This is a genomic window from Fictibacillus solisalsi, assembly GCF_900103485.1.
GTDB lineage: Bacteria > Bacillota > Bacilli > Bacillales > Fictibacillaceae > Fictibacillus_C > Fictibacillus_C solisalsi.
Map to the genome: position 1 here is coordinate 212,724 of NZ_FNHW01000003.1, position 13,614 is coordinate 226,337.

The 13,614-nt window shown below is 44.4% G+C and carries 12 protein-coding genes; 8 read left to right on the forward strand and 4 right to left on the reverse strand.

What is annotated here, in order from left to right; all coding sequences use genetic code 11:
* The first annotated feature begins 98 nt into the window (after window positions 1-98).
* Together BLT53_RS20610 and BLT53_RS20615 are read left to right on the forward strand one after the other, a co-directional pair.
* Window positions 99-1,733: an MFS transporter gene (locus tag BLT53_RS20610; protein WP_090238046.1), complete on the forward strand. Its 1,635-nt coding sequence runs from the start codon at window positions 99-101 to the stop codon at window positions 1,731-1,733.
* Window positions 1,734-1,754: 21 nt separating this feature from the next.
* On the forward strand, window positions 1,755-2,390 hold the full coding sequence (locus BLT53_RS20615) for a biotin/lipoyl-containing protein (protein ID WP_090238049.1): 636 nt from the start codon (window positions 1,755-1,757) through the stop codon (window positions 2,388-2,390).
* 232 nt (window positions 2,391-2,622) lie between these two features.
* Here the strand turns inward: BLT53_RS20615 and BLT53_RS20620 are convergent, their stop codons facing one another.
* A complete protein-coding gene (locus tag BLT53_RS20620; RefSeq protein ID WP_090238052.1) occupies window positions 2,623-3,999 on the reverse strand; it encodes an FAD-binding oxidoreductase in 1,377 nt (458 codons plus the stop codon).
* A 129-nt stretch (window positions 4,000-4,128) separates the two neighbouring features.
* Between BLT53_RS20620 and BLT53_RS20625 the strand changes: the two genes are divergently transcribed.
* Both BLT53_RS20625 and BLT53_RS20630 read left to right on the forward strand, forming a co-directional pair.
* Window positions 4,129-4,641, forward strand: a complete 513-nt coding sequence (locus tag BLT53_RS20625; RefSeq protein WP_090238055.1) for a BsuPI-related putative proteinase inhibitor — start codon at window positions 4,129-4,131, stop codon at window positions 4,639-4,641.
* Window positions 4,642-4,883: 242 nt separating this feature from the next.
* Window positions 4,884-7,040, forward strand: a complete 2,157-nt coding sequence (locus BLT53_RS20630; protein WP_090238058.1) for an ATP-dependent Clp protease ATP-binding subunit — start codon at window positions 4,884-4,886, stop codon at window positions 7,038-7,040.
* Window positions 7,041-7,095: 55 nt separating this feature from the next.
* On the opposite strand, the gene BLT53_RS25840 is transcribed toward BLT53_RS20630, so the two are convergent.
* A complete protein-coding gene (locus BLT53_RS25840; protein ID WP_353051312.1) occupies window positions 7,096-7,179 on the reverse strand; it encodes a putative holin-like toxin in 84 nt (27 codons plus the stop codon).
* Between the two features lie 309 nt (window positions 7,180-7,488).
* Here BLT53_RS25840 and BLT53_RS20635 point away from each other — a divergent pair, with 309 nt between their 5' ends.
* Both BLT53_RS20635 and BLT53_RS20640 read left to right on the forward strand, forming a co-directional pair.
* Window positions 7,489-7,755 carry a hypothetical protein gene (locus tag BLT53_RS20635; RefSeq protein WP_090231818.1) on the forward strand — a complete coding sequence of 89 codons (267 nt, stop codon included), beginning with the start codon at window positions 7,489-7,491 and terminating at the stop codon, window positions 7,753-7,755.
* A 14-nt stretch (window positions 7,756-7,769) separates the two neighbouring features.
* Window positions 7,770-8,390 (forward strand): hypothetical protein, encoded by a 621-nt coding sequence (locus tag BLT53_RS20640; protein WP_090231819.1) that lies wholly within the window; start codon window positions 7,770-7,772, stop codon window positions 8,388-8,390.
* A gap of 193 nt (window positions 8,391-8,583) precedes the next feature.
* Here the strand turns inward: BLT53_RS20640 and BLT53_RS20645 are convergent, their stop codons facing one another.
* Window positions 8,584-9,411 carry a GDSL-type esterase/lipase family protein gene (locus tag BLT53_RS20645; RefSeq protein WP_090231820.1) on the reverse strand — a complete coding sequence of 276 codons (828 nt, stop codon included), beginning with the start codon at window positions 9,409-9,411 and terminating at the stop codon, window positions 8,584-8,586.
* Between the two features lie 156 nt (window positions 9,412-9,567).
* Between BLT53_RS20645 and BLT53_RS20650 the strand changes: the two genes are divergently transcribed.
* On the forward strand, window positions 9,568-11,970 hold the full coding sequence (locus tag BLT53_RS20650) for a penicillin acylase family protein (protein ID WP_090231822.1): 2,403 nt from the start codon (window positions 9,568-9,570) through the stop codon (window positions 11,968-11,970).
* A gap of 36 nt (window positions 11,971-12,006) precedes the next feature.
* Here the strand turns inward: BLT53_RS20650 and BLT53_RS20655 are convergent, their stop codons facing one another.
* Window positions 12,007-12,861 (reverse strand): DUF1206 domain-containing protein, encoded by an 855-nt coding sequence (locus BLT53_RS20655; RefSeq protein ID WP_090231823.1) that lies wholly within the window; start codon window positions 12,859-12,861, stop codon window positions 12,007-12,009.
* A gap of 150 nt (window positions 12,862-13,011) precedes the next feature.
* On the opposite strand from BLT53_RS20655, the gene BLT53_RS25285 reads away from it, so the two are divergent.
* Window positions 13,012-13,419: a hypothetical protein gene (locus BLT53_RS25285; protein ID WP_139168352.1), complete on the forward strand. Its 408-nt coding sequence runs from the start codon at window positions 13,012-13,014 to the stop codon at window positions 13,417-13,419.
* Window positions 13,420-13,614 lie beyond the last annotated feature (195 nt).

The following is a 13,614-nucleotide window of genomic DNA, read 5'->3' on the forward strand; positions in this document are numbered from 1 at the left end:
TTAGGGATACTTATATAATGTAACTTGTGCTATACAACTTGTATTATACAACTTAAACCGGTTTTCCACTTTGAAAAAATCGGGAGGAGGAGAAAACGATGCAACATTCAACTGCTTTAGCGAAATCAGAAACAAAAAGAATCAGTGTACCGAAACACCTGATTATTTCTCTTTTGACCATCCTCGCGATCGGACCGCAATATTTTCTTAATTTGTCATATACCGTGAATCAAATGATTATTCAGCATGGACTGAACCTAAGCACCAATCAGATGGCGATTCCGTCGATTCTGTCTAATCTGGCGTTTGCGCTGGGTGTGCCCGTCGGACGTGTACTTTCCTTGAAATACAGTGTACGAAAAATTTATTTGCTGTTTATTTTCATCTTTTTGGCTGGATCCATGACAGATATTTTTTCTGCCGGACTAGATATGCTAACTGTGGGAAGGACCGTCCAAGGCTTAAGCGCAGGTATCCTTTTTCTAACGATCCTGCCGGTAAAGCTGCGGTCGTTTCCCAATCATGTCCGCCACTGGTTTTTGTTTTTCGTAATAAGCGGGCTTTTCGGTTCATCAGCAGTAGGTGCCTTGTTTGGAGCATTGTCTCTAGATGCTGATGCTTGGCGCTGGCTTTTTGTTATCAATATATTTTCTTCCATAGTATGCCTTATTGTTGGGGCTTTAAATTTGCCAAAACCTGAAAAGAAGCAGGAGGATGACTATCATATTGATAAAACTGGCATATTTATTTTGACGCTTTTAATGGCAGACCTGGCGGTTCCCTTGATTCACTTACAGGAAGAGGGCTTTTCTTCCTGTCTGGTGTGGCCATTTTTACTTGCTGCTTTTGTCTTGCTGATTCTATTTATCACCACCGACTGGCAGGCAGAAAACCCGCTTGTTCCATTTCGGGCGCTCTGGAATGCGAAACCGATTTCCGGAACCCTAATGGCAGTATCGGCACATATTTCATTAATTGTGGCGCTGGCTGGCATTAATGGTTTCCTCAGAAATAATATCGATCTTCCATTTTCCTATTTGTCCTTGTTTTATGGGTGGTTCTTCCTGGGTATTATGGCAACGGCCCTCTTCAGCACCTTCTTTTACGACAAATGGGGAGCCGGCGTTCTGGGGATTATTGGTTCACTGCTTGTCATTTATGTTGGTATGGAATGGCGAAGCCTCGATCCTGCTGTCTCCATTGATACTCTGTATTTCCAGGTGGCGTGCCTCGGCAGCGGAGTGAGTATGGTGCTTGTATCAGGAGCACTGGGTACAGCCCTTGCGGGTGATCTCCATCAAGCGTCCATGCGTTCCGTTTCATTGCACTTTATACGGAATTTCTCTGGTGCTCTTACTGCACCTTTTCTGGGATGGTACGCCTATATGAAAAATGCCGTCCATTATGAAGCAATCCGTGAACAGGTCGATGGACTTAATCCCGAAGTGAATTCTGAGTTGGCAGGGATGGTTCGTACGTTTATCCATCAGGGTCTGTCTGCTGCGGATGCAAAAAACATGGCTGCATATTCACTCATTGCCAATGCCAAACGCTCTGCCATCTTGGGAGCCTATCATGATTTGTTTACCATTTTTGTTGGCTTGGGTGTAATTATGCTTATTGCTTCCGTTGGTAAGACAGTAACGGGAAAAGGGCGGTCTCTTGTCAAAAAAGAAAAGCGGCTGCTTCTTCCCTCCCCCCGTGAGAACCGGCAGTCTCGTGATGCATCATAAAATAAAGGAGATGACAGTAGCATGAAAAAAGGGCGTTTAGTTTTTGCCAACACGGTAGGGGTTGTTGTTGTTCTTGCCTTAATTACAGTATGTTTCTATTATTACTATCAAAGCCAAAACTATGTGGAAACAGATGAAGCAACCGTTACGACTGATATGACGCAAATTATCTCACCCGTTTCCGGAAAATTGACCGGCTGGAATGAAGAAGAAGGAGACAAGGTGAAAAAGGACAAGCGATTGGCCATTGTTTCAGGAAAGGAAAAGGAACTTCCGATTGCTGCTGTAAAAGGTGGCACCATTATTAAAAATGCAGTGAAAGACCAACAAATGGTACAGGCCGGAGAAGTGCTGGCACAGACCGCAGATATGGACCACTTATATGTAACAGCCAATATTAAGGAAACCGAATTAAAGGATATCGAAGAAGGCGATAAAGTGGATATTACTATCGATGGCGATTCGGATGCCAAGTTTGAAGGGACCGTCGAGAAAATCGGGTACGCCGCCAATTCTGTATTCTCACAAGTGCCTTCACAAAGCTCAAGTGACAATTATACAAAAATAACGCAAAAAGTAGCTGTTAAGATCTCTGTTCAAAACCCTTCAGACAAAGTGTTGCCGGGAATGAACGCCGAGATAAAAATATCCATTTAATATTCCTTTTGGAAGACCGCTTGAGAAACGTTCAAGCGGTCTTTTCTATTATATTTCACCGAAAAAAGACCCCTTCCGGAGTGGATGGGGTCTTCGAGCTTATCTTTTTCTTTTTACAAACAGGTAAATGAGAATCACAACGAGTATTAGAATGATTAGTGTTTTCACGAATAATGTCCTTTCACGAGTAATTTATACTCTATCTTTACCCAACTGATCCTCTCTTTAACCTTTAAAATAAAACCTTGCCTGGATTCATGATGTTGTTGGGATCAAATTGCTGCTTGATCATTTTCATCAATGGCAATGTGTCACTGTGCTCCTGACGCAGATATTTCATTTTCCCGATGCCGATTCCATGTTCTCCGGAACAGCTCCCTTTTTTGGAAAGTGCATATTCCACAATTCTTTCGTTGATCCGGTTCGCTTTTTTGGTTTCTTCCTCACTGTTTTTATCAAACATGAGAATGGAATGGAAATTGCCATCTCCGACATGGCCGAGCACCCCGCCAGGCAAACCCTCGCTTTCAATCAGTTCACGTGCATAGACGACAGCGCCGGTTAATTCCGAAAGCGGCACCACCACGTCTGTCAGCATCATTTCCCTTCCGGAAAAACCGTGCTTGAACGCGTAAGCCAGGTGATGGCGGGCTTCCCAAAGTTTTGCTTTTTTGATGGAATCGGTTTCGAAAATCAGTTCTTCTGAACCATTGGCCGAGAGCAATTCTTCTGCAAAAGCTACATCCTGAGCTATTCCGCCTTCATTGCCATGAAACTCAAGAAACAGGGTGGGTTTCTCCGGATAGGAAGTGTCGCTGTGCATGTTCACCTGACGGATGGAGGGCTCATCCACAAGCTCTACTCGTGCCAGGGAATTCCCGGAAGACAAAAGGGAGACCGCTCCGTCAACCGCTTCTTTCACGCTTGGGAAAACGGCTCTGCCTGCCACGGTTGTTTCGGGAATGCCGTATACCTTTAGGGTGAGTTCCGTAAATACGCCAAGGGTTCCCTCCGATCCGACGAACAAACCTGTGAGATGATAGCCTGAAGAAGATTTTGCCGCCAACCCTCCTGTATGGATGATGGAACCATCGGCAAGAACCACTTCGAGATCCCTGACCTGGGGGCGCATAATGCCGTAACGGACGCTGGTTGTGCCGCTTGCATTCGTGGCAGCCATTCCGCCGAGGGTAGCATCCGCTCCCGGATCTACCGGAAAGAACAGTCCGTATTTTTTTAATGCCTGATTCAGCTGTGTTCGGGTTACTCCCGGCTGGACCTTAACCAGAAAATCTTCGGGCCTGACCTCTAGTACCTGGTTCATATTTTGAAAGTTAATGGAGATGCCGCCTTGCAGCGGGATGCAGTGGCCTTCAAGGCTTGATCCGACGCCAAACGGAACAACAGGAATTTTATGTTCATTCGCGAACTTTACTATAGAAGAAACTTCTTCGGTTGAGTTTGGGAATACCACGACTTCCGGAAGCACGGGAGAATGATGAGATTCGTCCTTGCTGTGCTGGCGAAGAATGGTTTCGTTGCTTGTGGCTCTTTTTTCATCCGTTAGCTTTTTCATTTCTATAAGTAATTCCTCATGTGTTGCCTGCATGTAAAAATCCTCCCTTAGGTGTATGTTGATTATTCTCTTCTTAGGGTAATTTAGAGATGAAACGCGAAAATCCTTTTTATTCTGTTAAAAAAACAAAAATCAGCCAACACTATTCGATGAGGTGATAACATGAAAAAATGGCTGTTGATACTCAGCTTTACAGTGCTATTGGGCGGATGCGGAACATCAGAAAAAAATGAAGCGGACAAGGGGGAGCCAGTCATGGGAGACGGAAATAAACAGGAGCAGCAACAGGACAAGCCCGGCAGGGACCATAGCGGGGGAATCGTTGCGGGAGCCATTGAACCAAAGCTTTCAGTTACAGAGCAAAATCCAGGCAGGACTCTCTTGCGTTATGAACTTAAAAATCAGACCGAGCAAGTAAAAACCTTTGAATTTACAAGTGGAAAAAAGTTTGATTACATCATTAAAGATGAAAGCGGAAAAAAGGTCTATCAGTATTCACAGGATCACATGTTTACCCAGTCCCTTTCAAAAATCACCTTGAAACAAGGAGAATCGTTCACACAGGATATTATGGTTAAAAACTTGCCGGCGGGTACCTATACGATCGAGATATGGCTTACGGCGAAAAATGAAGAAAACGATTATCGGCAGAAAAAGACGTTTGAAATACAGTAAAAATCCGCTCTTTAAGAGCGGATTTTTTTGCAGCAAAAGGAGGTGCAGATTGATTGATTTTTTATTTATTACGCAGTACACTCATAAAAATAAACAAAGTTAAACGTACTTTAAATAAGCAAATATAAATTTTTTGAGCAAAGGACTTGAAAGTCAAAGAAGGTCAAAGTATAATGTAGACATAAGGTCAAAGATAGTCAAAGTCAAACGATGGCCTAACAATCCGAAGGAGGACATGCTTTATGAAATGTGAACAATGTAAAGTGAATCCTGCGACAATTCAAATGAACGTTTCTTTTAATCAACATAAACAACAGTTAACACTATGTGCAGATTGCTATCATAAAATTACTCAATCTATGAATACAACAGGAGGTATGAACCCTATGAACCAATTTTCATCCTTCGATGATTTCTTTAAACAAATGATGAACAACGGCATGAACTCAGGTTTTTCCGGCCAGCAATCCCAGCAGTCCCAACAGCAAGGTGGTGGCAGAGGCAGGGGCGGAGGTTTCCTTGACCAATTTGGCCGCAACATCAGCCAGGCTGCAAAAACCGGTCTCATCGACCCTGTGATCGGCCGTGAGGAAGAAATAAACCGTGTGATTGAAATTTTGAACCGTAGAAACAAAAACAATCCGGTTCTTATAGGGGAACCTGGGGTTGGTAAAACAGCTATTGCTGAAGGATTGGCATTGAAAATTGCCGAAGGTACAGTACCGTCCAAGCTTCTTTCCAAGGAAGTCTATTTGCTTGATGTAGCTTCTCTTGTAGCAGATACAGGTATTCGCGGACAATTTGAAGAGAGAATGAAGCAGCTGATTGCTGAGCTTCAAAAGCGTAAAAATGTCATTTTGTTCATTGACGAGATTCATCAGATCGTCGGTGCAGGATCAGCCGAGGGATCAATGGACGCCGGCAATATTTTAAAACCGGCACTTGCCCGAGGCGAACTTCAACTGGTGGGTGCAACGACACTGAAAGAGTATCGCAAAATCGAAAAAGACGCGGCATTGGAGCGCCGTTTCCAACCGGTTATCGTTAACGAACCAACTCCTGAAAAGGCATTTGAAATTCTTAAGGGTCTAGCTCCGAAATATGAGCAGTACCATGAAGTGACATTTTCAGAAGATGTTTTAAGAGCGTGTGTAGCCTTGTCTCACCGCTATATCCAGGACCGCTTCCTTCCCGATAAAGCAATCGATCTTATGGACGAAGCCGGTTCCAAAATCAACTTGCTTCATTCAGGCAATGAAACCTCTTCCATTGAAGAGCGTTTAGAGGAAATTTCAAAAGAAAAAGAACAGGCAGCAATGAATGAAAACTATGAGCTTGCTGCAAAACTCCGCCAGGAAGAGCTTCAATTGCAGGCAAAATTGAACGAGAATGAAGGCAAAGAAAAAGCGGCCGTTACCCTTGAAGATATTCAATCCATCGTTGAGCAAAAAACCGGTATTCCGGTTAAAAAACTTCAGGAAGACGAACAGGCAAAAATGAAGGACTTGGCGAAGAACCTTTCCCAAAAAGTCATCGGACAGCAAGAAGCGGTTGAAAAAGTGTCCAAAGCCATCCGCAGAAGCCGTGCCGGTCTGAAAGCGAAGAACCGTCCAATCGGATCCTTCCTGTTTGTCGGTCCGACAGGGGTAGGTAAAACCGAGTTGACCAAGTCACTCGCAGAAGAATTATTTGGTGATAAGGAAGCCATGATCCGTCTTGACATGAGTGAATACATGGAGAAACATGCCGTATCCAAGCTTATCGGCTCACCTCCTGGATATGTCGGTCATGATGAAGCCGGACAATTGACTGAAATGGTTCGCCGCAAGCCGTACAGCATTATTTTGTTGGATGAAATTGAAAAAGCGCATCCCGATGTACAGCACATGTTCCTGCAAATCCTTGAGGATGGCCGCTTAACTGACAGCCAGGGCCGTACCGTATCCTTTAAAGATACAGTTATCATCATGACAAGCAATGCCGGCAGTGGTGTAAAGCAAACCAAAAAATTAGGATTTACCAACGAAGTCGCGGAAGTACAAAAAGAAACCAATATTCTTGATGCCATTGGTTCCTACTTCAAACCAGAATTTCTGAACCGTTTTGACAGCATTGTACAGTTCCAATCTCTAAAAGAAGGTGACCTTGTACAAATTGTTGACCTGATGCTTTCCGAACTGAAAGAGAACCTGGTGGAACAGGGAATCACAATCAATTTTACGGATGAAGCGAAGAAGAAAATAGCTGAATTGGGCTACCACCCAGCATTCGGTGCACGTCCGTTGCGCAGAGTGATTCAGGAAAAAGTAGAAGATGCCGTAGCAGATGTTTTACTGGATCAGGAAGAAAACAAAGCGTTAAAAGTAGATGTTCGTGAAAATGAATTAGTCGTAGAATAAAAAAAGAGCCATGCGTGCTGACGCATGGCTTTTTTGTATAATTATGTGGGCAGACTTAATCGTTGTCCTTGGAGCGAATAATGGTCAGCACTAGCATGGAAAAACCAATCATCAACGACATTGCTTCGAATACTGTCATACCATTCCCTCCCCCTAATTGTTGGGCTAGAACGTTTTATTCGAATGAGCCGCAGTCCCTGTCTTATGTATTCCTATTTTATCCCGATTGCCAATATATAACAAGAATCGTTATAACTATTTCAAAACATTCCCAATAGTTCAATGGTACTAATTTACCAACCGAAAAGTCAGTAAATTCAGACAAATTAAAGATTTGATATGGATTCGGGACCTTTTTACCACTACCGATTTATGGGGATCTTGCTGCCATACAGCTGGCAGGAATTCTGAATGGCCATTTGTTACAATAGAGCGGGGAGGAATCCAAATGCTTAAATATAAGCTGAACGTACTGGATGTTTTTGAGGTGAAAGAGCATTATATTGAAGGAACAAAGGAAGTACACATTGACACAGTGATTCTGAATCCGGATGGAAGCGAGTTTTACCGGGGAATCACAGCGGTTAGGTTTAACACGCATGGTATTTACCCGCAATTGGACACCTTAAAAGGAATTTTTGACGATAAAAACAGCTTTATGGATTTTGTCAGTTATTTGCGCCGCTATATTAAACAACAGGTGCGGTATTTGTAGGAAGGAGTAACAGCATGAATTATGTATGGTATGCAAGTTATGGGTCAAACATGAATAAAGACAGGTTTTCCTGTTACATAGAAGGAAGACAGGCAGAAGGAAGCTCCGAACCGGAAAGAGGATGCAGGAACTGCAATCCTCCACTGGAAGATCGACCGGTTGAAATTGAATATCCGCTTTATTTTTCAAAGCAGGAAAGCAAATGGGGAGCAGGAGGAGTGGCTTTTATCGGCCATCAGCCCGCTGCTTCATCTAAAACCATCGGCCGCATGTACTTAATCACAGAGGAGCAGTTTATGGATGTTGCTTCACAGGAGAACGGCATTGACGGGCTTGAGTTTGATTTTGAAAAGATTAAAGAAGCCCGTTTTCTTCCTTTGACAGAGGGATGGTATGGCACCATTGTTTATCTAGGAGATTGTGATGGCTATCCTATTTTCTCTTTTACCTCCAATCGTGATATGGGGGAGGAAGAATATGTGGCTCCAGCTTCTGGGTATCTTCGTACCATTGCCAAAGGATTGAAGGCATTGGGAATGACGGATGAAGGAATTTTGGATTATCTGGGGGAGAAAAACGGCCTTAAGAGCGCAAAAACGAGAGAGCAGATCAAGATAGATTCTGGACTAGCGTAAAGGTCTTAGTTATATTGGTCTGATATTGAATGTTAACGGTAAAATAGGCACCAAGACGCAAGTCTCTAGATGCTTACACAATGGTGGAAAAGGTGAGATAATGTAATCCCCTATACATATGAGATGCCTTGACCAGGGCATCTCTATTTTTTTTGCAAACACCAAAAAGCACTGTCCAGGACAAGGACAGTGCTTATTTCTGCTGATAAGGTGCTTCCAAGGTTTTAATCATTTGTTTAGCAATCATTTCATGGCCTTTATCATTGGGATGAATGGCATCGTAAATCCATTCTTTTCTGTTTTCAGGTTTCAGTACCTCACTGCTCGGGATGACAATCGATGGTTTATTGTTGGCAGTGGTTTCGTAGGCGATCAGATTCCAGTCATTCAATAACTTTTTCGTGGCAGGAAAAAAAGTCTCCTCTGAGTCTACCGCGTTGTACAATTCGTTGTATACAAGGATGGCGTCAGGATTTTCTTTTCGGATGATGGAAAAGATCTTTACCAGATTATCCTTATAGGATGATTTAACATTGGCGTAATCCTGCAGTGCTTTAACCGGCCCTTCCTGTAATGCGAGTTTAACGAGATCATTGCCCCCAATATTGATCGTAATCAAATCTGCCGAATGAATCCGCTCCTTCATATCAGGGGTGGATAAAATTCTGAGCAGGTCGCCGCTTGTTGCCCCGGATATGCCCTGGTTATCCAGAATCGCTTTCTTTCCTGTAAGCGAGGATAACTCATCATTGGCTATTTTGATAAACCCACCTTCAGTCGATCCCCGTCCCTGAATGACTGAATCTCCCAGGGCAAGATGATGAATGGCCTTCCCGGGAAGGTTTCTTAAGTGGCCGATATAGGAAACATTATGGGATTCAGGCTTATCGGCTGAGTCCTGTATAGCGGCATTTTGCGCTTTCAAACGGTCAATTTTAAATTGAGGATAATAATACCATCCCCCGACAGAGACAATTATCAAACCTAAAAGGATGAGCGCCAGCCATAGCCATTTCTTCATATGCTGCCCCCTTTCAAGGTCCCCATTTTAAACCATTTCTCCCTCTCCTATCAATATATTAGCATGAAAGAAACATATGAGAGCGATATATGACTGGAAATTTAAGGAGAAGGAAAACAGCCAGACCATACAGAATGGATTAAAAAAGGGGGAGTGATGGTGGAAACTGCCGTTCAAATTGAAAAACAGCGTCCTAAAAGGAGCCGCTGGAAGAAAACAGCCATGATCATGATAACAGGGGTTCTCATAATCCTTGTGATTTCAGGGACAGCCGCTTATTGGCTCATGAGAAAAAGTCTCCCGGTGACCACCGGGACAGAAACGATTTCTTCACTAACTTCTCCAGTGAACGCCTACAGAGATAAAAATGGTGTACCGCATATTGTAGCCAAAAATCTGAAGGACTTGTATATGGCGCAAGGCTATGTAACGGCTCAGGAACGGATGTTTCAAATGGACTTAAGCAGACGACAGGCCTCAGGGCAATTAAGTGAGGTGATTGGTGAAAAGACAGTGGAGAAAGACCGTTTTTTTAGAACGATGGGTTTGCGCAGGGCAGCAGAGGCCTCCTTCGAGGTATATTCTCCGGAGGCCAAAAAAGTATTGCAATGGTATGCGGACGGTGTGAATGCCTATTTGAAGGAAGCAAAAAAGAAAAAGGCACTGCCGATCGAATTTACGCTTGTGGGCTATGAGCCGAAGAAATGGACACCGGTCGATTCGCTGACCATTGGAAAATACATGGCTTTTGATCTTGGGGGGCATTGGGAAGGGCAGGCCTTCCGACAATATCTGATTCAGCACTTTCCAAAAGAAAAGGCATTGGATCTTTTCCCGTCTTATCCGGAAAACGGAGCGGAAATCATTGGTAAGGCTATGGAAACAAAAATAGACATCAAGACCCGCCTTGCGAGCGCGGTCGTACCAAACGAGTATAATGGTTCTAATAACTGGGTTGTAGCCGGGAAGAAAACAAAATCGGGCAAGCCCTATTTGGCTGATGACCCGCATCTTGGTCTCGCCACACCCTCCATCTGGTTTGAAACACAGTTGAAGGCACCAGGTATGAATGTAAGTGGGGTGGTATTTGCCGGCGTACCCGGGATTATCGTCGGTCATAACACCAAGGTGGCCTGGGGAGTGACGAATGTAAGCCCTGATGTGCAGGATTTATATATTGAAAAAAGAAATCCCATAAACCCTGAAGAATTTCTTTATGAAGGAAAATGGGAAAAAGCGAAGATTATTGAGGAAAATATAAAAGTAAAGGACCACAAAACCATTCCCTACAAGGTAACGGTTACCCGGCATGGTCCGATCATGTCGGAATTTGCTCTCGATAAAAAGGAAGATACCGTCTTATCCCTGAAGTGGACGGCGCTTGAACCCTCCACTGAGCTTCAGGCCGTACTGATGTTTAATAAAGCGGAGAACTGGAACCAGTTTAAGAAAGCGCTTACGTACTTTCATACCCCTGCCCAGAATTTTGTCTTTGCTTCCCAGGATGGTACGATTGCTTACCGCGCCAACGGACTAATTCCCATTCGCGGTGAAAAATACGCTTCAGTACCGGTGCCCGGTTGGGATAAGAAATATGAGTGGAAAGGCTACATTCCATGGGGAAAGCTGCCAACGGTTGTTAATCCGAAGGAAGGTTTCATTGCCACCGCGAACAATAAAGTTATCGGGGAGAATTACCATTACCATATTACAGATTCATGGGCACAGCCCTACCGGGAACAGAGGATTAAGGATGTGCTTTCTTCAAAGGAAAAGCTGTCAGTGAAAGACATGAAAATGCTCCAATTTGACAGGAAAAACCTGCAGGCAGAAGAAATGCTTCCTATTCTTCTGCCGCTGATTGAAAGGGATAAGCTGGATCCAAACGAGAAGAAAGCACTGCAGATTTTGAAGGACTGGAATCATAAGGATGATAAAGAACGTGCTGCACCTTTACTGTTTAATTTATGGATGCAGGAATTCAGCAACGTGCTGTTTGAAAAAAAGATTGATCAAAAGATGATGAATCTTTTTGATGGAAAAGCTCAAGTGGTGGATGAACTTATTCGTCGTGCGACTAAAGGACAGGAAGGACCCTGGGTGAAGGAAGCTGGCGGATTGCAAGCTGTCTCCAACCGGTCATTTTCACGAACGGTAAAGGAAGTAGAAAACATACAGGGTGAGGACACGGAGAAGTGGAATTGGGGAGCTTATCATACCCTTCCTTTTGATCATCCACTCGCAGCGATTAAACCGCTTAATCTGCTGTTTAATCCGAAAGAGACGGAGATGGGCGGCAGCCGGGTGACGGTCGGAGCGGCAGGCTGGGACCCTGCGACAGGAAAAGTAAATCACGGAGCCGCCTGGCGGACGGTCGTCGATCTCTCGGACCTGTCCAAATCCTATAATGTCGTCGGTCCAGGGCAATCCGGACATGTGCTGAGCAAGTGGTACGACAACCAGATCAAGGATTGGACGACGGGAAACTATCATGTAACCAATACAAAGGAAGCTTCCTTTAAAAGCGAAGAAAAACTTGTTCTTACCCCGGATCAATAAAACAACCCCCCGGCTCTTTTGAGCAGGGGGGTTGTTTTAAGGGTCGAGCCTTCTGAAGCGTGCTTCAAAGAGCAAATAAACGCCGTAGGCTACGAGACCGAGAGCTACTATGGTCAGGAGAACCTGCCCATAGGGCTGTTTAACAAGCTCCGCAAGTGCTCCGTCCAGTCCCTTCGTCTCATCAGGGTCAGCCTGGACGGCTGAACGGATGAGAAAGATGCCCATAATGGCAAAAACCACACCATGTGCACTAATGCCGAACTTGCCGATATATCGTGCGGTCCTCCATTCCTTTTGATTCATTTCTTCACGCTTTAGCACGTTTAGATATTTTTCTTTATAGGCTTTATAAAAGTTAAATAAACCCACACCAATAATGATGGCGCCAAGAAGACCGATAATAAACTGGCCAAAAGGCTGTGCAAGGACTTTAGCTGAAAGTGTCTGATATTTCTCACTTGATGAACCTGAACTCGCTCTGAATATGATCTTGACAGCACTAACACAAAGGCCAATATAGATGCCTGCAACTATAAGATAGCTGATCCGGGCTATCCAGCCCTTTGCGTCCTTGCCTTTATGCTCGGGATCAAAGATTGCCATAATGATTTGCCACAGCGCATAGCCGGCGAGTCCGATAGCAAGCACCGCGAGGATCACTGAACCGAACGGCTGCTTGGCGACGGTGTAAAGAGCTCCGGAAGAAGTAGTCAATTTGCCGCTTAAACCAAACGCAGTCATGACGGCGAGTACTCCGATGAGAATATAAACTGCACCTTTCGACAGGTGGCCAAACCGGGCCATGCGAACGATCCATGGCTCGGCTTCTTCTTTGTATTCTTCTGCTTTTCTTTCAGCGTGTTCTTTGTGCTGTGACAAATCTTTATCCATAGGGGTTCCCCTTTCAAAGGTTCTATGTACCTAGTACCCATTTTCACCAATTCATCAAACTAACAGACAGCTGTCCACACCCATATTCCATTATTTGCATACCCTATGAAGAAAACCTTATGTAATTTGAACAAAAAGGGAGGGGTATCCATGAAAGAACATTATTATGGCTTATGCTGTCAATATATGGGGCAGGATGTTGAAATTTTAACCCAAGATGGCGGCCGCTACGTAGGAACCATCCAAAATGTTGACGCGGAAAATGTTTATTTGCTTCCCCATCAGGATGATGGTACGGGAAGGTTTTTTCCCTTATTGGGTGCAGGGCTGATCGGTCTTGGACTCGGTACTATTGCGGGCTTTGCACTCGCTCCGCGTCCACCAGTTGCCTTTGGCTACGGTTATGGTTACGGAGGGGTGGCCCCGTTCCCAGGCGCTTATGGAGGCGTGCCGGGAGGATTTGGCGGTTTCCCTGGTGGGTATGGCGGCTTCCCTGGTGGGTATGGCGGCTTCCCTGGTGGGTATGGCGGCTTTCCCGGCGGCTTTGGAGGCTTCTAAATGCACATATGAAAAACTCATCGACCATGGCGATGGGTTTTCTTTTTTCCCGGGAAGAATAAAATTTCTGCATGTCGTACAGACTTGACATTATGGCGGAAAAACTGTACTATTTTTTCCATAATCGAAGATCATAACGCAATGACAGACCAATAGTATCTGAGCCTCTTTAGATGAAGCGAACCGGGGATGGTG

Coding starts and splice junctions, on each gene's coding strand:
- BLT53_RS20610 (WP_090238046.1), top strand. CDS start 99: ATGCAACATTCAACTGCTTTAGCGAAATCAGAAACAAAAAGAATCAGT.
- BLT53_RS20615 (WP_090238049.1), top strand. CDS start 1,755: ATGAAAAAAGGGCGTTTAGTTTTTGCCAACACGGTAGGGGTTGTTGTT.
- BLT53_RS20620 (WP_090238052.1), bottom strand. CDS start 3,999: ATGCAGGCAACACATGAGGAATTACTTATAGAAATGAAAAAGCTAACG.
- BLT53_RS20625 (WP_090238055.1), top strand. CDS start 4,129: ATGAAAAAATGGCTGTTGATACTCAGCTTTACAGTGCTATTGGGCGGA.
- BLT53_RS20630 (WP_090238058.1), top strand. CDS start 4,884: ATGAAATGTGAACAATGTAAAGTGAATCCTGCGACAATTCAAATGAAC.
- BLT53_RS25840 (WP_353051312.1), bottom strand. CDS start 7,179: ATGACAGTATTCGAAGCAATGTCGTTGATGATTGGTTTTTCCATGCTA.
- BLT53_RS20635 (WP_090231818.1), top strand. CDS start 7,489: ATGCTTAAATATAAGCTGAACGTACTGGATGTTTTTGAGGTGAAAGAG.
- BLT53_RS20640 (WP_090231819.1), top strand. CDS start 7,770: ATGAATTATGTATGGTATGCAAGTTATGGGTCAAACATGAATAAAGAC.
- BLT53_RS20645 (WP_090231820.1), bottom strand. CDS start 9,411: ATGAAGAAATGGCTATGGCTGGCGCTCATCCTTTTAGGTTTGATAATT.
- BLT53_RS20650 (WP_090231822.1), top strand. CDS start 9,568: ATGGTGGAAACTGCCGTTCAAATTGAAAAACAGCGTCCTAAAAGGAGC.
- BLT53_RS20655 (WP_090231823.1), bottom strand. CDS start 12,861: ATGGATAAAGATTTGTCACAGCACAAAGAACACGCTGAAAGAAAAGCA.
- BLT53_RS25285 (WP_139168352.1), top strand. CDS start 13,012: ATGAAAGAACATTATTATGGCTTATGCTGTCAATATATGGGGCAGGAT.